The organism is Bradyrhizobium sp. LB8.2 (assembly GCF_040548035.1).
Taxonomy (GTDB): Bacteria; Pseudomonadota; Alphaproteobacteria; order Rhizobiales; family Xanthobacteraceae; genus Bradyrhizobium.
Map to the genome: position 1 here is coordinate 30,756 of NZ_JBEPQV010000005.1, position 21,186 is coordinate 51,941.

Here is a 21,186-nt window from a genome sequence, read left to right on the forward strand (position 1 = left end):
ACCATGGGCGGACATCTCAACATCAACCATCTGATATTCCTCGGTCAGGGCGCGTTGTGGACCATTGGTCTATCGATGATCGCGCTGATCGGCGGCGGCATCGTCGGCTTCGTGATCGCGCTGGCGCGAATCTCGCCGCTGAAATCGGTGCGGATCGCCAGTGCCGTTTATGTCCAGCTCATTCAGGGCACACCGCTGCTTGTCATCCTGTTCCTCGGCTATTTCGGCCTTGCCGCCATCGGCCTCAAGGTCTCGCCGCTCGCGGCCGCCGGCGCCTCGCTCACGCTCTATGTCGCCGCCTATCTCGGCGAGATCTGGCGCGGCTGCATCCAGTCCGTGCCGAAGCCGCAATGGGAGGCCGCCGAGGGCCTCGCGCTGAGCCGCACCCAGCGCATGATGAAGGTGATCCTGCCGCAGGCGATCCGCATCGCCACGCCGCCCACCGTCGGCTTCATGGTGCAGATCGTCAAGAACACCTCGCTCGCCTCCGTCGTCGGATTCGTCGAGCTGATGCGCTCGGGCCAGATCGTCAACAACTCCCTGTTCGAGCCGTTTGCCATCTACGCCATCATCGCCGTCACCTACTTCGCCATGTGCTATCCCCTCTCCCTGTTCAGCCAGAGGCTGGAACGGCGGATGGGGCGTGGCAGGTCCAACCTCGCGCTAGCCTGACATGCAACAAAAGCCCACCTCCTCCGAACCAATCGTGTCGCTTCGCGACGTGCAGAAGAGCTTTGGCCCGCTCCGGGTCCTCGATGGCGTCTCCTTCTTCGTCGAGCGCGGCGAGGTGCTGGCGCTGATTGGCCGTTCCGGCTCCGGCAAGAGCACGGCGCTTCGCTGTATCGACCGCTTCGAGAAGGTCGACGGCGGCGAGATCGTGGTGTGCGGTCACCGGGTCGACCGTCCGGACGTCGATCTGCGCGCGCTGCGTCAGGACGTCGGCATCGTCTTCCAGAGCTACAATCTGTTTTCCCATCTCACGATCGAGCAGAACATCACGCTCGCCCCTCGCGCCGTGAAGAGCCTTGCCACAGGCGAGGCCAAAGACCTGGCGCGAAAAGTGCTTGCGCAGGTCGGGCTCGAGGAGAAGCTGCACGCCTACCCCGAGCAGCTTTCGGGCGGCCAGCAGCAGCGCGCGGCGATCGCCCGCTCGCTCGCAATGCAGCCGAAAGTCATGCTGTTCGACGAGGTCACCTCCGCGCTCGATCCCGAGCTCACCGGCGAAGTGCTGAAGGTGATCGAGCAGTTGGCGGCGGACGGCATGACCATGGTGATGGTCACCCACGAGATGGGTTTTGCCAAGGGCATCGCCGACCGGATCGTCTTCATGCATCGCGGCAAGGTTCATGAGACCGGACCCGCCTCGATCCTGACGTCGCCAACGACGCCGGAGCTGACGCAATTCGTCGGCACAGGAAACTTGAAATCGTAACAGGGAGAGGAGAACCAAGGATGACAAAGAGGACATTTCTGGGCGCAGCAGTTTCGGCGTGTTGTCTCATGTTGATCGCAGCCGGCCCGGCGTTGGCTGCCGATTTGCTCGACGAGATCATGCAGGCGAAGAAGATCCGCATCTCGACGGACGTCGCCATTCCGCCCTCGGGCATGATGGATGCCAGCATGAAGCCGACCGGCTCCGACGTCGAAGTGGCGCAGCTGCTTGCCAAGGACTGGGGATTCGAGCTCGAATTCATCCAGACCACCGGCGCAACGCGCATCCCCAACGTCCTGACCGGCAAGGCCGACATCATCATTTCGACGCTCTCGGTGACGCCCGAGCGCGCCAAGGTTATCGACTTCACCAAGCGCTACGCGACGCTGCAATCCGACGTCGGCTGCCTCAAGTCGCTCAACGTCAAGGACTGGCCCGACCTGAAGGACAAGACGATCGGCGTCTCGCGCGGCACCACGCAGGACACCACCTTGTCGAACATGAAGGACAAGGAACTGAAGATCGCCCGCTATGACGACGACGCCACGGAAGTGACGGCGGCGGTCTCCGGCCAGGTCGATTGCGTCGGCACCTCCGCGACGATCATCAACCAGATCGGGGTGAAGAATCCGGCCCGCATCTTCGAGTCCAAGATTCCACTTGCTACCTTCGACCTCGCTATTGGCTTGAAGAAGGGCGAGCAGCGCCTGATGGACAAGCTCAACGCGTGGATCACCGAGAACGTCAAGAACGGCAAGCTCAACGCGATCTACAAGAAATTCCATGGCGTCGATCTGCCGCCCGACATGCGTAGCTGAAACTACGGAAAATCGTGGCAGCCGCTTGCGGCTGTCACGATCAATGCAAAATCAAGAAGGACATCACATGCGTCTCGTCATCGGATCAGACCACGCCGGCTGGCCGCTCAAGCAGACCGTTATCGACCACATCCGCAGCCTCGGCCACGACGTTCTCGACGTCGGCTCCCATGACGACAAGCCGGTGGACTTTCCCGACATCGCGCGCGCAGTCGCCCAGAAGGTCACGTCGGGCGAAGCCACACGCGGCATCATGGTGTGCGGCACCGGCGTCGGCGCCTCGATCGCGGCCAACAAGATGAAGGGCATCCGCGCCGCGGTCTGCCACGACGTCCATTCCGCCCATCAGAGCGTCGAGCATGACGACGTCAACGTCATGTGCATCGGCGCGCAGATCGTCGGCGCCTGGCTCGCCGTGGATCTCGTCTCGTCGTACCTCTCCGCCGAATTCTCCACCGACGAGGATTTCCGCCGCCGCGTGGAAAAGCTGCGCGTCATGGACGAGCAAGGCTGACGGACGTCGCCGCCATGATCCTGATGTTCGGATCGCTCAATATCGATCTGGTCGCGGCGGTCCCGGTCATTCCCGGGCCGGGCCGAACGGTGCTCGCGCCGTCCTACCAGACGCATTTCGGCGGCAAGGGCGCCAATCAGGCCGTGGCCGCCGCGCGGATCGCAGGACCGGGACAGGTCCGGATGGCCGGCCGCATCGGACGGGACGGATTCGGCGATCGCGCGATCGAGAACCTCCGGGCAAACAATGTTGATGCCGATCTCGTCGTCAGATCGGATGAGCCGACCGGCTGCGCCTTCATCACGGTCGACCATGCCGGCGAGAATGCGATCACGGTGGCCAGCGGCGCCAACATGACCACGAGCGCCGGTGACCTCCCTGCGGGGCTATTCGGTCCCGACACGGTGCTGGTGCTCCAGATGGAGGTGCCCTTTGCGCAGGCGCTCGAGGCCGCACGCAGGACGAAAGCGGAATTCGGCACCGTCATTTGGAACCTGGCGCCAGTCCCGGAGCAGATGACGCGCGATATGGTTGCAGCGCTTCTCGCCGTGACCGACTATCTCCTCGTCAATGAGCACGAGGCGATGGACGCGGCCGCGGCCATAGGCTTCGCTCCATCCGATTACGAAGCGGCAGCCGCCGACCTCGCCAGGACCGGCGACCTCACCTGCATCGTCACCGCCGGTGCGCAAGGCGCGCTGGCCGTCACGGCCGATGACACCCGCCTGCGCGCCCCTGCCCCGCGCATCACGCCGGTGGACACGACCGGCGCCGGCGACACTTTTGTCGGCGCGTTCGCGGCCATGTTGAGCCAGAAGGCACCATTGCAAACCGCCCTCCAGGTCGGGTGCGACGCGGCAGCCCAAAAGTGTCTCACGCGCGGCGCGCAGGCCGGCATGCCGATGCGGGCCGCGATTCCCTCTCTCGCCTGACATCGTTCCGCGGCTACACTGCTCCGATTCCCGGAGCAGTTCCCTTGGCCTTCCTGTTCGTCCTCACCGTCGGCCTCATCGCAGGCACCATTTCCGGCATCGTCGGCACGGGGTCGTCGATCATGCTGATGCCGGTGCTGGTCTATGCTTATGGGCCGAAGGAAGCGGTGCCGATCATGGCAGTCGCCGCGGTGATGGCGAATTTTTCGCGGATTTTGGCCTGGTGGCGCGATGTGGACTGGCGCGCCTGCGCGGCCTATTCGGTCACGGGCATTCCGGCCGCGGTGCTCGGCGCGCGGACGCTGCTGGCGCTGCCCCCGCACGCCGTCGATCTTGCCATAGGCCTCTTTCTGATCGCGATGGTGCCGGTGCGGCACTGGCTGGCGCGGCACGATCTCAAGGCCAATCTCTGGCATCTCGCCATCGGCGGGGCCCTCATCGGCTATCTCACCGGCATCGTCGTCTCCACCGGCCCGCTCAGCGTCCCGCTGTTTTTGTTCTACGGATTGTCCAGGGGCGCCTTCCTTGCCACCGAGGCGGCTTCTTCGCTCGGCCTCTATTTCGCAAAGTCCGTGACCTTCGAACGTTTCGGCGCGCTCACCGGCGATGTGTTCGTCAAAGGCCTGGTGGCAGGATCTTCGTTGATGGCCGGCGCCTTCATCGCCAAGCGCTTCGTGCTGCATCTGAAGCCCGAAATGTTCCGCGTGGTGATGGACGCGATCATGATCGCGGCCGGCCTTTCCATGCTGTGGAATGCGGCGCAGCCGTAGCCGCGCTGCGCTCAGGCGGCAAATTCGGGCGCAATCGACGGGCTATCCTCGAGGACGCGGCTCTCTTGGGCCGGTTGTTCCTCGAGCCATAGCAACACGGCCGCGAGCGGCTGCGGCCGGTGATAGAGAAAGCCCTGCCCGAGCGTCACGCCCATCTCGCGCATGGCCTTGGCCTGCTCGGCGCGCTCGATCGGCACGCGCCGCACCGATCAGGGCATTGGCCATCCGCGCGCCCACCGTCCGAAGATCCGTCGTGATGTCGCCGAGCCAGGTCTTGAGCTTTTGGCGCGGCGGTGCGGCGACACAGAGCTAACAAAGCGTGTATCAGGCGCGCTGAATTGCGATATTCGGGATTCGGCCGGTCTGCTCTCTCGACCCGTCATTCCGTGCTATCAGCAAACCTGCAACCCTTGGACTCGCTGTCCCCATGGCCAAGAACACGCTTTCCTTCGTCTGTCAGAACTGCGGCGCGGCCTATAACCGCTGGCAGGGCAAGTGCGAGTCCTGCGGCGAGTGGAATACGCTCGCCGAGGAGGACGCGACCGGCAGCGTACCGGTGTCGATCCGCTCCAAGCGCAAGGGGCGGACGTTCGCGCTCGAAAGCCTGTCCGGAAAAACCCAGGACGCCCCGCGCCTGTCCTCAGGCATGACGGAGCTCGACCGCGTCACCGGCGGCGGTTTCGTCCGCGGCTCGGTGCTTCTGGTCGGCGGCGATCCCGGCATCGGCAAGTCGACGCTGCTGACACAAGCAACCAGCCTGATGGCACGCGCCGGGCATCGCATCGTCTACATCTCGGGCGAAGAGGCGGTCGCGCAGGTGCGGCTGCGCGCGGAGCGGCTCGGGCTATCGGACGCGCCGGTGCAGCTCGCCGCCGAGACATCGGTCGAGGACATCGTCTCGACGCTGTCGGAAGGTGCGGTGCCGCGGCTCATCGTGATCGATTCGATCCAGACCATGTGGACCGACACGGTGGAATCCGCGCCCGGCACGGTCACCCAGGTGCGCGCCTCGGCGCAGGCGCTGATCCGGTTCGCCAAGAAGACCGGCGCGGCTATCATTCTGGTCGGCCATGTCACCAAGGATGGCCAGATTGCTGGCCCCCGCGTAGTCGAGCACATGGTCGATGCCGTGCTGTCGTTCGAGGGCGAAGGCTCGCAGCAATTCCGTATCCTGCGTGCCGTGAAGAACCGTTTCGGGCCGACCGACGAGATCGGCGTGTTCGAGATGACCGGGCTCGGCCTGCGCGAGGTCACCAACCCCTCGGAGCTGTTCCTGTCCGAGCGCGATCTCGGCACGCCCGGCACCGCAGTCTTCGCGGGCATCGAGGGCACCAGGCCCGTCCTGGTCGAATTGCAGGCGCTGGTGGCCCCGACCTCGCTCGGCACCCCGCGCCGGGCCGTGGTCGGCTGGGATCCGAGCCGGCTGTCGATGGTGCTGGCGGTGCTGGAGGCCCATTGCGGGGTCAAGCTGTCCGGCCACGATGTCTATCTGAACGTTGCGGGCGGGCTGCGCATCCACGAGCCGGCGGCCGATCTGGCCGCCGCGGCCGCGCTCGTGTCCTCTCTGGTTAATGCACAATTACCCACCGATGCGGTCTATTTCGGCGAGATTTCGCTGTCCGGCGTGGTCCGCCCGGTGGCGCAGACCCCGGCCCGGCTGAAGGAAGCGGCAAAACTCGGCTTTCAGCGCGCCGTGCTGCCCGAATCGGCCCGGGGCGAAGCCAGCGGCGATGCCGGACTATCGCTGAACGCGATCAACAGCCTGACGACATTGGTCGCCGAAATCGCCGCCCGCGGCTCCCGCCGGGGCGACTCGAGCGCGCCGGCAGAGAAAAATGCCACACCGGCAAGATTCCGCCGTGGAGAGGGTTAGGCGGAGGTGACGTTCCCCGTCCCCGCCGCTATACAGCCGTCACAAAAGCAGCATGGGATTGCGTGGTTGCGGCCTTGCCGGAAACGTCGTCTGCCCCTCACTTAGGGCGGCGGCCAAACACCGATTCGCTGAGCACCTTTGAAGTACGAGCGGACCAGACCAGCCGATGCCAGTAACCATCCTCGACCTGATCCTGCTCGGTGTGATGCTGATCTCGGGCCTGCTCGCCATGGTTCGCGGTTTCATGCGCGAAATCCTGTCGATCGCGGCGTGGGGCACGGCGGCGATCGTCACCCTTTATTCATTCTCGAAGCTGCTGCCGACCGCCAAGACCTATTTCAACAACGATACCGTCGCGAGCGTGGTCGTGGTCGCCGGCGTGTTCGTTGGCACCCTGGTCGTGGTCTCCGTGATCACGGTCCGGATCTCCGACATGATCCTCGATTCGCGCATCGGCGCGCTGGACCGCACCCTCGGCTTCCTGTTCGGGCTGGCTCGCGGGCTTTTGATCGTCGTGGTCGCCTTCCTGTTCTTCACCTGGCTGGTGCCGGACAAGCAGCGCCCGGACTGGGTCACGGGGGCCAAGTCCCGCGTTGTGCTCCAGGGAACCGGGGATTGGCTGATGGCCCTCTTGCCTGACGACCCCGAGAACACCATCTTGAAGAGATTCAAGAAAAACAAACCAGATGATGAGCAGACTGATTCCGAGCAGCAGCCTTCGGGCAATGGCGACGGATACAGCAAACCGGCTCGTGACGGCCTTAAAAAGCTGATCGAGAAACCCGCTGCGCATTGATTAAGCCCTAAAGAGAGGCTCGGACGAGATGCGAAATCCTGACCAGGACGCCCTACTTGATCTCGGCCCGGCCGCGCTAGAGCTTCAGGACGATCTGGAAGGGGATACGCTGCGCGAGGAATGCGGCGTCTTCGGCATCTATGGCCACCCCGATGCCGCCGCCATCACGGCGCTCGGCCTCCATGCCCTTCAGCACCGCGGTCAGGAAGCCGCCGGCATCGTCTCCTATGACGGCAGCCGCTTTCATTCCGAACGCCGCCTCGGCCTCGTCGGCGACACTTTTTCCCGCCGCGAAGTGATCGACCGACTGCCCGGCAACATGGCGGTCGGCCATGTCCGCTATTCCACCACCGGCGCGACCATCCTGCGCAACGTGCAGCCCCTGTTCGCCGAATTGAATGCCGGCGGCCTTGCGGTCGCCCACAACGGCAACCTCACCAACGGCCTGACACTGCGCCGCGAACTGGTGAAGAGCGGCGCAATGATGCAGTCGACCACCGACACCGAAGTGATCCTGCATCTGGTCGCGCGCTCCAGGCGCAGCCGCTTCATCGAGCGCTATGTCGACGCGTTGCGCGAGATCGAGGGCGCCTATGCGCTGGTCTCGCTGACCAACAAGAAGCTGGTCGGCGCGCGCGATCCGCGCGGCATCCGTCCGCTGGTGCTCGGCGATCTCGACGGCTGCCCGATCCTGACCTCGGAGACCTGCGCACTCGACATCATCGGTGCGCGCTTCGTCCGCGACATCGAGCCCGGCGAGGTCATCGTGTTCGACGAGAACGGGAAGGACATTCACAAGCCGTTCCCGCCGATCGCGCCGCGTCCCTGCATCTTCGAATACATCTACTTCTCCCGTCCCGATTCCATCGTTCACGGCCGCTCGGTCTACGAGGTGCGCAAGGCCTTTGGCGCGCAGCTCGCGCGTGAGAGCCACGTCCCGGTCGACGTCGTCGTGCCGGTGCCGGATTCCGGCGTGCCCGCCGCTGTCGGCTACAGCCAGCATTCCGGCGTGCCGTTCGAGCTCGGTATCATCCGCAACCATTATGTCGGCCGCACCTTCATCCAGCCGACGCAGGCGATCCGGGAATCCGGCGTGCGCATGAAGCATTCGGCCAACCGCGCCGCGATCGAAGGCAAGCGCATCATCCTGATCGACGACTCGCTGGTGCGCGGCACCACCTCGAAGAAGATCGTGCGCATGATGCGCGACGCGGGCGCCAAGGAAGTGCATTTCCGCCTCGCCTCGCCGCCGATCCTCTATCCCGACTATTACGGCATTGACCTGCCGGACCGCGGCGGCCTGCTCGCCGCGACGCATTCGCTGGAGGAGATGCGCGAGATCATGGGCGCCGACTCGCTCGCCTTCCTGTCGATCGACGGCATGTACCGCGCGATGGGCGAGCCCGGCCGCGACCCCGCCAATCCAAAATTCTCGGATCACTGCTTCACCGGGGCGTATCCGACCCACCTCACCGACCAGACCCAGATCGAGCAGCAGCCGCGGCAATTGTCGCTGCTGGCGGAGGCGAGCTAAGGCGAGACCGCGACGATGCAGCTGGCCATCGCCATTCTCTGCGGAGGGCTGCTGGTCGGTTTCATCGTCTTCGCCTTCAGGCAGGGTATGAAGGTAACGCCCGACAGATCGGGAAACGGACCCGACAGCAACAACATCCAGTAGCGCGGCGGTAGCTCGAGCCCCAGGGGCAAATTCCGTTATCGCTGGGGCTTGTCCCGGCCATCCACGCCTGTAAAACCCCGCAATGACAAATCCCCTCGCCAACCGCATCGCTCTCGTCACCGGCGCCTCGCGCGGCATCGGCTTCGCCACGGCCAAGGCGCTCGCGAAGGCCGGCGCGCATATCGTGGCGGTCGCGCGCACGCAGGGCGGGTTGGAAGAGCTCGACGACGAGATCCGCCAGGTCGGCGGCAGCGCAACGCTGGTGCCGCTCAACCTCACCGATTCCGACGGCATCGCGCGGCTCGGCGCCGGCCTGCACGAACGCTACGGCAAGCTCGACATCCTCGTCGGCAATGCCGGCGTGCTCGGCCCGTCCTCGCCGGTCGGTCATATCGAGCTGAAGGCTTTCAACGACGTGATGGCCGTCAACGTCTCCGCGAACTTCCAACTGATCCGCTGCATGGAGCCGCTGCTCAAGCAATCCGACGCCGGCCGCGCGGTGTTCATCACCTCGGGCGCGGCCAACAAGGCCACCGCCTATGTCAGCCCCTACGCCGCCTCCAAAGCCGCGCTGGAAACGCTGGCGCGCGTCTGGGCGCAGGAGACCGCAAATACGAAGCTGCGCATCAATTTGTTCAATCCCGGCCCGGTCCGCACCCGTATGCGCGCCACGCTGATGCCGGGCGAAGACCCGGCGACGCTGGAAACGTCCGAGCAGGTCGCCGAATTCATCGTGCCGATGTGCGCGCCGGACTGGACCGAGACCGGCAAATTCTACGATTACAAGTCCCGCAGCCTGATGAGCTTCCGCTCGCCGGCCTGATTGACTTGACGGCCTCCCCGCGATTGACTGCCCGCACTCAAGCGGCAGCAAGTCGCAAGCCAATAAAGGGAGGTCGCCATGGCGCCACGGCATGATCGCGCAGGCGTTACGCGTGCGCTCGCAAATGTCTCTCACGCCTTTTCCATCCTGATTGCGACCGTCGCATTCGCGCTTCCGGGCGTTGCCACAGCAGGCGAGGTCCCGACCTTCGCGGTCGATTCCTCCTGGCCAAAGCCGCTGCCGAACAACTGGATCCTCGGCCAGGTCGGCGGCATCACCGTCGACTGGCAGGGCCACATCTGGGTCATCCATCGCCCGCGCTCGCTCACCGATGACGAGAAAGGCGCGAGCCTCAACCCGCCGCGTTCCAAATGCTGCATTTCAGCACCGCCGGTGCTCGAATTCGACACCGACGGCAACCTGCTACGATCATGGGGCGGTGCCGGTGAAGGCTATGAATGGGTCGGCCGCGAGCATGGCATCGAGGTCGACGAGCGCGGCTTCGTCTGGGTCGGCGGCAATGCCGACAATGACAACGCGATCCTGAAGTTCACGCTCGACGGCAAGTTCGTCGCCCAGATCGGCAAGATCGCGCCGAGCCTCGGCAGCAACGACACGACGCAGCTCGGCAAGCCCGCCGAGACCGCGATCGACAAGGCGGCGAACGAAATCTACGTCGCCGATGGCTATGGCAACCGCCGCGTCATCGTGTTCGACGCAACCACCCTCGCCTACAAGCGGCACTGGGGCGCCTACGGCAACAAGCCCGATGACACCAAGCAGGCGGCGTATGATCCCAAGGCACCAGTGTCCCAGCAGTTCGGCAACCCCGTCCATTGCGTGAAGCTCGCCAATGACGGGCTCGTCTACGTCTGCGACCGCATCAACAACCGTATCCAGGTCTTCAAGAAGGACGGCAGCTTCGTGAAGGAGTTCTTCTTCGAGAAGAACACGCTCGGCAACGGCGCGGTGTGGGACATCGCGATCTGGCCCGATCCGAAGCAGACCTGGCTGCTCAGCGCCGACGGCGAAAACAACGAGATCAGGGTCATCAGGCGCGAGGACGGCAGCGTAGTCGGCAGCTTCGGCCACAACGGCCGCAATGCCGGGCAATTCCACTGGGTGCATGCCATGGCGATCGACGCCAAGGGTAACGTCTATACCGCCGAGGTCGACACCGGAAAGCGGATTCAGAAATTCAAGCTGACGTCGGACGCGCTGAAATAGCGTCTCGACGCATTTTGCCCAAAAGTTAACCGATGGATGACGCTACGACGCAGCGTCATCCGGCTTTAGGCGCATTGCCGCCGGCCGTGGGACACGGTAGAGCCATCAGCCGGAACAAGGCTCCCATTCAAGAGAGCCGTCCGCATGTTTGACAATGGAGGAAACCTTTTATGACGACGACGTTCGCGCGCCGCTCTGCGGCCCTTCTGGCCTGTGCCGCCTTCGGTTTTGCCACATCCGCCTTCGCTCAGGACAAGACCGCCAAGATTGGCGTCCTGACCGACATGTCGAGCCTTTACGCCGACATCAATGGCCCTGGTGCCGTGGTCGCGATTAAGATGGCGGTCGAGGATTCCGGCTTGCTCGCAAAGGGCTGGAAGATCGACGTGCTGAGCGGAGATCATCAGAATAAGCCCGATGTCGGCGTCAATCTTGCGCGGCAATGGATCGACACCGAAAAAGTGGATGTGATCTCGGACACTCCGAATTCTGGCGTGGCGTTGGCCGTCAGCAACCTCGTCAAAGAGAAGAATGCGATCCTGCTCAACTCAGGTGCGGCCAGCGCCGATCTGACCGGGAAGGCGTGCAACGCCAATACCATCTCCTACACTTACGATACGTACATGCTCGCCAACGGTACCGGCAAGGCGCTCACCAAGGCTGGCGGCGACAGCTGGTTCTTCTTGACCGCCGACTACGCCTTTGGTGCAGCACTGGAGCGTGACACAACGGCGGTAGTCACGGCAAACGGCGGCAAGGTGCTGGGGGGCGTCAAGCACCCGCTGAATACCTCCGACTTCTCCTCCTTCCTGCTGCAGGCGCAGAATTCGAAAGCGAAGATCATTGGACTCGCCAATGCTGGCGGCGACACCACCAACTCGATCAAACAGGCCTCCGAGTTCGGCATTGTCGAGGGCGGCCAGAAGCTTGCCGCGCTCTTGCTGTTCATCAACGACGTCCACTCGCTCGGCCTCAAGACCGCGCACGGGCTGACCTTCACCGAATCCTTCTACTGGGACCTCAACGAAGGCACGCGCGCCTTCGCGAAGCGCTTCCAGGACAAGGCGGCCAACAAGGCGAAGCCGTCGATGACGCAGGCCGGCAATTATGCGGCCGTGCTGCATTACCTGAAGGCGCTCGACGCGCTCGGCGGCAATCCGCATGACGGCGCCAAGGTCGTCGCCAAGATGAAGGAGCTTCCGACCGACGATCCGCTGTTCGGCAAGGGCCCGCTGCGCGCCGACGGCCGCCGGATCATTCCCGCTTACCTGTTCGAGGTGAAGAAGCCGGAAGAATCGAAGGGGCCGTGGGACTATTACAAGCTGATCGCGACCATCCCGGCGGAAGATGCGGCCAAGCCGCTCAAGGACAGCGAGTGCCCGCTGGTGAAGAAATAACCGCGTAGCGGTCACGCACATTCTCAACGACGTCATGCCCGGGCAAAAGCGCGAAGCGCGTCTTCGCGCTGGATGTCCCGGGCATTCACGTATTGGCCCAGAAAAGCTGCCGTAGAGTGGGCAAAGCGGAGCGTACCCGCCGTTTCTTTCGAGATCGAGGAAGGAGGGTGGGCACCGCGCAAGAGCGTCTTTGCCGACCCTACGAGACCGTCTTCGTGGCTCCCAGCGCCCGCACCGCGATCGCCACGCACACCACCATCAGCGCCGCCGCGAGCAGGAACGGCGCGCCGGGCAGCTGCCACGGCGCGCTGGCGCCGATGAAATATGAAAACGTCAGCGTAAACAGGAACGGGCCGACGAGCTGCGACACGCTCTGCACGCTCGCAGTCGCCCCCTGCAACTGGCCCTGCTGATGGGGCGCGACGAGCCGCGTCATCAGCGACTGCATGGCGGCACCCGAAATTCCCCACAGCGACATCACGGGAATACCGAGCCAGAACAGCGGCCCGGTCGGCGCCGCGCCGAAGATCACGAAGCCGACCGCGCCACAGCACAGGCCCATCATCAACGCGTTCCGCTCGCCGAGCACGCGCACGATCGGGCCGATCGCGAGCCCCTGCACCACCATGGCGCAGATGCCGACCATTGCCAGCGTCAGTCCCACGGTTTTCGAATCCCAGCCGTAGCGGTAGGTGGCATAGAGCACAAAGGTCGAGGGCAGCACGACATGCGCGACCTGCGCGATGAAGTTAACGACGGACAACGCAGCGAGCACCGCGTTGGAACGCAGCAGGCGCAGCGCGCCGACCGGATTGGCGCTCGTCCAGTGGAACGGCGAGCGCTTCTCCGGCGCCAGCGATTCCGGCAGCACGAACAGCCCATAGAGTGCATTGGCAAGGCTCAGGGCTGCCGAGGCCCAGAACGGCAGGCGCGGATCGATGTCGCCGAGCAGACCGCCCAGCGCCGGGCCCAGCACGAAACCGGCGCCGAAGGCAGCGCCAATCCTGCCGAAGACAGCCGCGCGCCGCTCCGGCGGCGTGATGTCGGCAATATAGGCAAAGGCGGTCGAGATACTGGCCGAGGTGATGCCGGAAATGACGCGACCGACGAACAGCCAGACCAGCGACGGCGCCAGCGCCATCAGCACATAGTCGGCCGCGAGCCCGAAATTCGACAGCAGCACCACCGGCCGCCGCCCGAAGCGATCCGACAGCGCGCCGAGCACCGGCGAGAACACGAACTGCATCAGCGCCCAGGCAGTGCCGAACAGGCCGAAGATGCGGGCCGCGTGCGCCGTGTCGTTGTCGACGAAGCTCTCGATCAGCTTTGGCAGGATCGGCATGATCACGCCGAGCGCGAGCATGTCGAGCAGGATGGTGACGAAGATGAAGGCGACCGCACCGCGCCGGACCGGCGCAGCGCCCTGCGCCATCGCCTCGCCGGCATCGTCGCTCACGACAGCCGCTTGCGCTTGTGGGCGAAGGGGTTGGCCTTCTCGCGCAAGGTGATGCGCACCGGCGTGCCCGGCAACTCGAAGGCCTCACGCATCGAATTGGTGAGGTAGCGCATATACGACTGAGGCACCGCGTCCGCGCGCGAGCAGAACAGCACGAAGCTCGGCGGGCGGGCCTTGGTCTGCGTGATGTAATTCAGCTTCAGCCTGCGGCCGGATACGGCGGGCGGCGGATTCGCCTGGACTGCCTCTTCGAACCAGCGGTTCAGCGATGATGTCGACACGCGTTTGTTCCAGAGCGCGTAAGCGTCCTGGATCGCTTGCATCAGGCGGTCAATGCCCTCGCCCATCAGACCGGAGACGGCGACGATCGGCACGCCCCTGACCTGCGGCAGCAAATGGTCGGCATCCCGGCGCAGGCCGGAGATCGCGCCGCCGCCCTTGCTCTCCATCAGGTCCCATTTGTTGACGGCGAGCACGACGGCGCGGCCCTCGCGCTCGATCAGGTCGGCGATGCGAAGATCCTGCTCCTCGAAGCGGTTCTGCGCATCCATCATCATCACGACGACTTCGGCAAAGCGCACCGCGCGCAGTGCGTCGGCGACCGAGAGCTTTTCGAGCTTCTCCTCGATGCGCGAGCGCCGGCGCAGACCCGCGGTGTCGAACACGCGAAAATCGCGGCCCTTCCAGTTGATCTCGACCGCGATGGAATCGCGCGTGGTGCCGGCCTCCGCGCTCGTCAGCAGGCGCTCCTCGCCGAGCAGATGATTGATCATCGTCGACTTGCCGGCGTTGGGCCGGCCGACGATGGCGACCCGGATCGGACGCGTGGCGGCCTCTTCCTCGGTCAGCGGCTCGTCGTCTTCGAGCTCATCGTCCTCCACCGGCTCCGGCATCAGCGGGCGCAGAGCGTCGTAGAGCTCACCCATGCCCTCGCCGTGCTCGGCCGAGACCTGGATCGGATCGCCGAGGCCGAGCGCGAAGGACTCCATCGCGCCGACGTCGCCATGCTTGCCCTCGCTCTTGTTGGCGACGAGCAGCACCGGCTTGTTGGCCTTGCGGGCGAAATCGGCGAAGGCGCGATCGTTGGGCGTGAGGCCGATACGGGCATCGATCACGAAGAACAGCGCGTCGGCCTGTGCGATCGCTGCCTCCGTCTGCTCCTGCATGCGCGCGGTCAGCGAGCCCTTGGCGCCCTCGTCGAGCCCTGCGGTATCGATGATGGTGAACTCGAGGTCGCCGAGCCTGGCCTCCCCCTCGCGGCGGTCGCGGGTGACGCCCGGCAGGTCATCGACGAGCGCGAGCTTCTGCCCGACCAGGCGGTTGAACAGCGTCGACTTGCCGACATTGGGTCGGCCGATAATGGCAATTGTATAGGACATCGGTCATTCGTGCGCTGCCGGGGCTGCGCCTGTCAATGAAATGAAGCAATTAGCGCGAGAAGCTGCCGCTCGGCATCGGCGCCGGGAAGGCGCCCTGCGATTGCTGCTGGGTGGCCTGGGTCGGTTGCGCCTGCTGGACGGGTTGATCGGGCGGCGGCGCGGTGGTGCGCTTGCGCACGATCTTCTGCCTGGGCGGCGGAGCGGCCGCGGGCGCCGCCTCCGGCTGGGCCTCGCCATCGACTTCGCCGGCGGGCGCCTCAGCCGGCGCGACTGCTGCGGCGGCCGGCTGCCTGGTCTTTTTCGCCTTGGCTCCCTTCGCCGGCTTGGCCGGCTCGGGCTGAGGCTCCACAGGCAAGGCCGCAACGGCAGGCGCGTTCGGATCGGGCTGTTGCTGGGCGCCCTTGTACATGTCTTTCGGCACGCCCTGCTCGAGGCCCGGCACACCTTCCGGGAACACCGGCTTGCGGTCGCCCGGCAGCTTCTTCTTGGTATCGAGGAAGTCGAGCATGTCGCTCGGATCGAAGCTGGAGCAACCGCCCAGGACGCCCGTGAAGGCGATCAGGACGGCGGCTGCGATCAAGCGTGGCGTGCGGCGCATATCGGTATCTCGTGTCAGCTCTCGGGCCGTCAGCTTTTGGCGACGGGCGGCAGCAGGGCCTGGAGGGCCTCGGCGCGTGAGCGCAGGCCGGGCGGCGTTTCGCCGTCCTCGGCGATCGCATCGAGCCATTTGCGGGCCGCAGTCATGTCGTTGTTGCGCCAGGCCGACAGCGCCAGCATCTCGCGGGCACTGTGACGGAAGGTCGATTTGGGCGCGGCGGAGGCTTCCAGCCGCTGCTGCATGTCGGCATAGCCGGCGCTGTCGAGCAGGAGGCCGGCCGCGCGGAGCTTCGCCAGATCCTGCCACTCACCGCCCACGCTGCGGTCGGCGGCAATGTCGTCATACAGCTTGGCGGCCGCCTTGGGATCGCGGGCCGCCGTCTCGGCTGCCGCACGCAGCCGCGCCAATGTGCGATAGCCCGACGGAGCCTTGGCGGCGAGCTCGGTGAAGGCCGCTTCGGCCTCCGCGTGCTTGTCCTGCTTGGACAGCTCAGCGGCCTTCTCGAAAGCGGCACCGGCCTCGGCGGCCTTCTGGGCCTCCAGATATTGGTAACCGCGCCAGCCACCTACGGCGGCAACGATCAGCACCATCAGGGCGATGAAGAAGATCGAATACTTATCCCACAGCTTCTTGAGCTGTTCGCGACGTACTTCCTCGTCGACTTCGTCAAATAATTCAGACACTTATGATAATCCCATGCCCGTCCGGGTGCGCGCGCCAAAGCGTTCGCGTCAGGAATCCCGGTCCCCACGTGGCGGCGAGGTAGCCTAACGATATGGCGGTGGCAAGGCAAAGCGAGCCCGATCAAGGCGTTAACCACCCGGGACAACCCGAGAGAAACCCACCTGCCCGGCCTCAGGTTCCCACGAGTTCCCGCAACTGCCGCTTCAGCACCTTGCCGTTGGCATTGCGCGGCAACGGCTCGGCGGTGATCACCATGGTTTCGGGGACCTTGTAGTCGGACAGCCGTTCCGCGCACCAGGCGCGCAAGGCCTCGCTGTCCACCAGCGCGCGCGTCACCACCACCGCGTGAACGCGTTCGCCCAGCACCGGGCATGTCTTGGCAACGATCGCGCTTTCGACCACGGCGGGATGGCTGGCCAGCACGGATTCGACCTCGGCCGAATAGATCTTGAGGCCGCCACGGTTGATCATGTCCTTCTGCCGGTCGAACACCCGGACAAATCCCTCGTTGTCGACCGAGCCGAGATCGCCGGAATGCCAGAACCCGCTGGTAAAACTTTCGGCCGTGGCCTTCGGATTGTTCCAATAGCCCTTGATGACCGAGGCACTCTGGATCCAGAGCTCGCCGATTTCGCCATGCGGCAGCTCATGCCCGTCCGCCCCCATTGCCAGGATACGCGCACCCGGACACGGCAGGCCGACGCTGTCGATATGGCTTGCCGTCAACTCGCCAGGCATGATCGTGGACGGCGATGTCGTCTCGGTCGCGCCGTAGCAGTTCGTCAGTTCGAGCCCGGGAATTATCGCCTTGAGCTTCTCGATGGTGGCAACCGGCATCGGTGCGCCGCCAAAACCACCGATGCGCCAGCTTGAGAGATCAAAGCTGTCGAAATCGGGCTGGAGCAGGCAGAGATTGTACATCGCCGGCACCATCACCGTGTAGGTGACGCGCTCGCGCGCGGCGAGCTTGAGGTATTCGGCGGCTTTGAATTCCGGCATGATGATCAGCGCGCCGCCGCAGCAGATCATCGTCGTGATGTTGGCGACGACGCCGGTGACGTGGCCGAGCGGCACCGCCGCGATTGAACGGTCCGCCTGCGTCAATTGCAGGCAGGACACAAAGATCATCGAGGAATGGACAATGTTGCAATGGGCCAGCATCGCGCCCTTCGGCTTGCCTGTCGTGCCCGAGGTGTAGAGGATCATCGCGGTGTCCTCCTCGCTGGTCTCGACCGGCGCCGGGGCCGGTGCGTTGTCGACGAGCACCGCGAAATGCGACAGAGCCGGATCGTTGTCGACGGCGATGCGGTGGATCACATCGGGAACATCCCGCGCATCCGGCAGCCGCTCCACAAGTGCCGCCTCGTGGATCAGTATCTTGGCGCCGCAGTCGGCGAGCACATAGGCGATTTCCGGCTTCTGCTGCCGCGTGCCGAGCAGCACCGTGACCAGCCCCTCATGAGCGGCAGCGAACAGCAACAGCGGAAATTCGACGCGGTTGCCGAGCAGGATCGCGACACGATCGCCGCGCTGCAGTCCGAGCTTGCGAAAGCCGGCCGCGATCCGCGTGGCCTGCTCCGCGGCCTGCCCCCAGCTCAGCCGGACATTGCCTGAGATCAGCGCTTCACCGTCGGCATTGCGGGCGCAGGCGGCCGCAATCATCGCCCACAGGCTCGACGGCCGATCGCAAAATGCCGGCACTACCCGATCGCCGAAGCGCGCCTCGAACCGCATCGGCGGGATCTGAGATTGCGACCAGTCCATCGGAATGCCCTTGGCTTGTTGCTCTTGTTACCTTCCGCGCATGTGCATGCCGGTCCTGTCTTGTGCTGATCGGCTAGCTGCCGATCACGGGAACACCGATCACGACCGGATGGAACGCAAAAGCCAGCGCCAGATAAGCGACGATTCCGACCGCGACCGCGATCAGATCATTGGTGACGCCGCCCACTGGAATCGGCGGGCCGCCACCATCGGTGCGACGCTTCAGCGTAATGCGATCGTACACCGCCCAGCCCAGGAAGGAGCCGAACAGGATGATGGAGCCGAGATCGCCATTGGCCAACAGATGCGCCGCCGCCCACAGCTTGATGCCGGCCAGCATCGGATGCTTCAGCGTCGCATAGATGCGGCCGCGCAGATATGACGCAACCACCAGGATGACCGCGGGCAACATCAGCGCGAGCGTGATGTGCTTCAGTGCCTTCGGCGGATACCAGACGTCGATCCAGCCGGTCGCACGGTAGTGGGCGAAGCCCCAGATGATCAGCGCGAGCCCCGCGAGCGAGACAAGCGAGTAAAGGATCTTGTAGGTCCCCTCGCCCAGTCTCGCGATCGCCTGCGCGCGCGCCTCGCGTTTCGTCGTGAAAACATGGGCCGCGAAAAACAGCCCAAGCCCCAGGATCATGACCAGCAGACCCACGAGATTCTCCCCTCAACCAGTGCCCCAGCCCATGGCGTATCATCGATTGACGGCGGGTCGCAACTGATGCGCTACTTGCCGATCTCGCGATTGTCGACATACCGGATCGCGATCGGCCGCCCGGCGAGGGCACCGCCAAGACCGCCCGTGAATTTCAGCGGCAGGCAGGCGTTCAACGATGATTTGATCGCATTGAGGTAGGTGGTTCTAGTCTCGGCGGGAACGCCCGAGGTCGCAAAGGTCAGGCGCGGCGGACCGATCAGGCCACCCGCCTTGTTGAAGCTGAAACGCACCGCCATCTGCATGTCCGCGCGCGCATTGTCCGATGGCGGCGACCAGCAGGTACGCAGCTCGGCGAAGAGATCGCCGATCGTGTCGAGATCGTGATCGGGCTTTTGGTATTTGGCGCGATCGGCCTCCGCCGGAACGCTTTGGATCGTGAGTTGGAGGTTCTGTCCGTAGGGATAATCGATCTCGGGAATACAGGGACCAGGCTCGAGCGGGCTGCAATAGGACGGCGTGCAGGGCCTGCCGTCGAGCACGCTGCATGGCTCGTGCGAAAACGGTATGGGGTTGATTTGCCGGGGCCGCGCGTCCGCGGCGATCGTCGAGATCGCCAGCAGGAGGAAAACAAGGATGCCGCGCCACATCATGCGAGCTCACAGTGCCACATGGAGAAAGGTGGCATCGTCAGTGCACGCGTCAAGTCCCCGCGCGTTCACGTGCACGCGCGCGACCCGTTTGCGCGCGCCCTAGCCCTTCTTCTTGACGTCCTTGACGTTGGTGAACTCAATGCCGTCGGCCCGTTCCCGGGTGTAGCCGAGGTAGAACTCGTTCCTCGCCAGATACACGGGATCGCCATCGACATCGTCGGCGATGCTGGACGTGTTGGCGCCGATGAAGGTGTCGAGCTTCTTGCGGTCATCCGAGGAGACCCAGCGCGCAAGCTGGAACTCGCTCACCTCGAACTCGACCGGCAGCGAATATTCCGCATCCAGCCGCGCCTTCAGCACGTCGAGCTGGAGCGCACCGACGACGCCAACCAGCGCGGGTGCGCCGTCGCGCGGGCGGAATACCTGCACCACGCCCTCTTCCGACATCTGCTGAAGCGCTTCCTTCAGCTTCTTCGCCTTCATCGCATCCGTAAGACGCACGCGGCGGACGATTTCCGGCGCAAAGCTCGGCACGCCGACGAAGTTAAAATCCTCACCGTCGGTCAGCGTGTCGCCGATGCGCAGCGTGCCATGATTGGGAATGCCGACGACGTCGCCGGCATAAGCCTCGTCCGCAATCGAACGGTCCTGCGCGAAAAAGAATTGCGGGCTGGACAGCGGCATGCTCTTGCCGGTGCGCACGAGCTTCGCCTTCATGCCGCGGCTGAGCTTGCCGGAGCACAGACGCGCAAAGGCGATGCGGTCGCGGTGGTTCGGATCCATGTTGGCCTGGATCTTGAACACGAAGGCGCTCATGCGCGGATCGGTGGCTTCGACCCTGCGCTGGTCGCTCTCCTGCGCGCGCGGCTCGGGCGCGAACTTGCCGAGGCCTTGCAGCAGGTCGCCGACACCGAAATTGCGCAGCGCACTGCCGAAATAGACCGGCGTCAGATGGCCCTCGCGAAACGCTTCGAGCTCGAACGGTTTTGACGCCGCGGTGACGAGATCGAGCTCGTCCTTGACCGCTGACACATCGAGATTGGCATTGAGCTTGGCGAGTTCGGCGATCTCGATCTGCTGCGCCGCACCGGTCTTGGCGCCGCCGCCTTCGAGCAGGCGCACGCCGCCATTGACGACGTCGTAGGTACCGAGGAACTCGCGGCCGCGGCCGACCGGCCAGGTCATCGGCGTGGTGTCGAGCGCCAGCGTCTTCTCGATCTCGTCGAGGAGCTCGAAGACATCGCGGCTCTCGCGGTCCATCTTGTTGATGAAGGTGATGATCGGGATGTCCCGAAGACGACACACCTCGAACAGCTTTCGGGTGCGCGCCTCGATGCCCTTGGCCGCGTCGATCACCATGACGGCGGAATCGACAGCCGTGAGCGTGCGATAGGTGTCTTCCGAAAAGTCCTCGTGGCCCGGGGTGTCCAGCAGATTGAACACGAGGCCCTCGAACTCGAAGGTCATGACCGAGGTCACGACCGAGATGCCGCGCTCGCGCTCGATCTTCATCCAGTCCGAACGCGTGTTGCGCCGCTCGCCCTTGGCCTTGACCTGACCGGCCAGATTGATAGCGCCGCCGAACAGCAGCAGCTTTTCGGTCAGCGTGGTCTTGCCGGCGTCCGGATGCGAAATGATCGCAAAGGTCCGCCGCCGCGACACTTCAGCGGCAAGCGGGGAACGGGCCGGCGATTCGGCTGTGGTGGCGATGTCGGACATTGCGGCAGCGTTTGG

The 21,186-nt window shown here is 64.7% G+C and carries 22 protein-coding genes; 13 read left to right on the top strand and 9 right to left on the bottom strand.

From position 1 onward, the window contains the following. Positions 1–3: 3 nt before the first annotated feature. The 6 genes from ABIB06_RS08300 (at position 4) to ABIB06_RS08325 (ending at position 4,466) form a co-directional block, all read left to right on the top strand. A complete protein-coding gene (locus ABIB06_RS08300; protein ID WP_354046913.1) occupies positions 4–672 on the top strand; it encodes an amino acid ABC transporter permease in 669 nt (222 codons plus the stop codon). A 1-nt stretch (position 673) separates the two neighbouring features. After that, a complete protein-coding gene (locus ABIB06_RS08305) occupies positions 674–1,432 on the top strand; it encodes an amino acid ABC transporter ATP-binding protein (RefSeq protein WP_354046911.1) in 759 nt (252 codons plus the stop codon). A 20-nt stretch (positions 1,433–1,452) separates the two neighbouring features. Then, positions 1,453–2,250, top strand: a complete 798-nt coding sequence (locus ABIB06_RS08310) for a transporter substrate-binding domain-containing protein (protein ID WP_354069127.1) — start codon at positions 1,453–1,455, stop codon at positions 2,248–2,250. A 67-nt stretch (positions 2,251–2,317) separates the two neighbouring features. Then, positions 2,318–2,764, top strand: a complete 447-nt coding sequence (gene rpiB, locus ABIB06_RS08315; protein WP_247346250.1) for a ribose 5-phosphate isomerase B — start codon at positions 2,318–2,320, stop codon at positions 2,762–2,764. 14 nt (positions 2,765–2,778) lie between these two features. Continuing rightward, a complete protein-coding gene (locus ABIB06_RS08320) occupies positions 2,779–3,696 on the top strand; it encodes a ribokinase (RefSeq protein ID WP_354046907.1) in 918 nt (305 codons plus the stop codon). 44 nt (positions 3,697–3,740) lie between these two features. Then, the gene (locus tag ABIB06_RS08325) at positions 3,741–4,466 is read left to right on the top strand and encodes a sulfite exporter TauE/SafE family protein (protein ID WP_247346242.1); all 726 of its coding nucleotides are present in this window, start codon (positions 3,741–3,743) and stop codon (positions 4,464–4,466) included. Positions 4,467–4,477: 11 nt separating this feature from the next. On the opposite strand, the gene ABIB06_RS08330 is transcribed toward ABIB06_RS08325, so the two are convergent. Further along, entirely contained in the window at positions 4,478–4,663 is a 186-nt protein-coding gene (locus ABIB06_RS08330; RefSeq protein WP_354046904.1) for a hypothetical protein, read from the bottom strand. A gap of 230 nt (positions 4,664–4,893) precedes the next feature. Here ABIB06_RS08330 and radA point away from each other — a divergent pair, with 230 nt between their 5' ends. From radA to ABIB06_RS08365, 7 genes are all read left to right on the top strand, one after another. After that, entirely contained in the window at positions 4,894–6,339 is a 1,446-nt protein-coding gene (gene radA, locus ABIB06_RS08335) for a DNA repair protein RadA (RefSeq protein WP_354046902.1), read from the top strand. A 166-nt stretch (positions 6,340–6,505) separates the two neighbouring features. Next, on the top strand, positions 6,506–7,135 hold the full coding sequence (locus tag ABIB06_RS08340; protein WP_354046900.1) for a CvpA family protein: 630 nt from the start codon (positions 6,506–6,508) through the stop codon (positions 7,133–7,135). A gap of 28 nt (positions 7,136–7,163) precedes the next feature. Beyond that, entirely contained in the window at positions 7,164–8,669 is a 1,506-nt protein-coding gene (purF, locus tag ABIB06_RS08345; RefSeq protein ID WP_354046899.1) for an amidophosphoribosyltransferase, read from the top strand. Between the two features lie 15 nt (positions 8,670–8,684). Next, complete coding sequence (locus ABIB06_RS08350) at positions 8,685–8,813, top strand: hypothetical protein (protein WP_354046897.1); 129 nt, start codon at positions 8,685–8,687, stop codon at positions 8,811–8,813. An 82-nt stretch (positions 8,814–8,895) separates the two neighbouring features. After that, entirely contained in the window at positions 8,896–9,636 is a 741-nt protein-coding gene (locus ABIB06_RS08355; RefSeq protein ID WP_354046896.1) for an SDR family NAD(P)-dependent oxidoreductase, read from the top strand. 78 nt (positions 9,637–9,714) lie between these two features. Next, on the top strand, positions 9,715–10,863 hold the full coding sequence (locus ABIB06_RS08360) for an NHL repeat-containing protein (protein WP_354046894.1): 1,149 nt from the start codon (positions 9,715–9,717) through the stop codon (positions 10,861–10,863). 170 nt (positions 10,864–11,033) lie between these two features. After that, positions 11,034–12,260: an ABC transporter substrate-binding protein gene (locus ABIB06_RS08365; protein WP_354046893.1), complete on the top strand. Its 1,227-nt coding sequence runs from the start codon at positions 11,034–11,036 to the stop codon at positions 12,258–12,260. 199 nt (positions 12,261–12,459) lie between these two features. Here the strand turns inward: ABIB06_RS08365 and ABIB06_RS08370 are convergent, their stop codons facing one another. From ABIB06_RS08370 to ABIB06_RS08405, 8 genes are all read right to left on the bottom strand, one after another. Beyond that, the gene (locus ABIB06_RS08370; RefSeq protein WP_354046891.1) at positions 12,460–13,716 is read right to left on the bottom strand and encodes a TCR/Tet family MFS transporter; all 1,257 of its coding nucleotides are present in this window, start codon (positions 13,714–13,716) and stop codon (positions 12,460–12,462) included. Further along, positions 13,713–15,095 carry a ribosome biogenesis GTPase Der gene (gene der / locus ABIB06_RS08375; protein ID WP_247446963.1) on the bottom strand — a complete coding sequence of 461 codons (1,383 nt, stop codon included), beginning with the start codon at positions 15,093–15,095 and terminating at the stop codon, positions 13,713–13,715. Before der ends, ABIB06_RS08370 begins: the two co-directional genes overlap by 4 nt. 49 nt (positions 15,096–15,144) lie before the next feature. After that, on the bottom strand, positions 15,145–15,693 hold the full coding sequence (locus ABIB06_RS08380) for a hypothetical protein (protein ID WP_354046890.1): 549 nt from the start codon (positions 15,691–15,693) through the stop codon (positions 15,145–15,147). Positions 15,694–15,722: 29 nt separating this feature from the next. Continuing rightward, positions 15,723–16,376, bottom strand: coding sequence for a tetratricopeptide repeat protein (locus tag ABIB06_RS08385; RefSeq protein ID WP_354046888.1), 654 nt, complete (start codon positions 16,374–16,376; stop codon positions 15,723–15,725). 172 nt (positions 16,377–16,548) lie between these two features. After that, a complete protein-coding gene (locus ABIB06_RS08390) occupies positions 16,549–18,141 on the bottom strand; it encodes a class I adenylate-forming enzyme family protein (RefSeq protein ID WP_354069124.1) in 1,593 nt (530 codons plus the stop codon). A gap of 73 nt (positions 18,142–18,214) precedes the next feature. Next, the gene (locus tag ABIB06_RS08395; RefSeq protein ID WP_354046877.1) at positions 18,215–18,799 is read right to left on the bottom strand and encodes an NnrU family protein; all 585 of its coding nucleotides are present in this window, start codon (positions 18,797–18,799) and stop codon (positions 18,215–18,217) included. 71 nt (positions 18,800–18,870) lie between these two features. Further along, complete coding sequence (locus ABIB06_RS08400; protein ID WP_354046989.1) at positions 18,871–19,449, bottom strand: UCP034077 family protein; 579 nt, start codon at positions 19,447–19,449, stop codon at positions 18,871–18,873. Positions 19,450–19,551: 102 nt separating this feature from the next. Next, positions 19,552–21,171 (bottom strand): peptide chain release factor 3, encoded by a 1,620-nt coding sequence (locus ABIB06_RS08405; protein ID WP_354046875.1) that lies wholly within the window; start codon positions 21,169–21,171, stop codon positions 19,552–19,554. Positions 21,172–21,186: the final 15 nt, after the last annotated feature.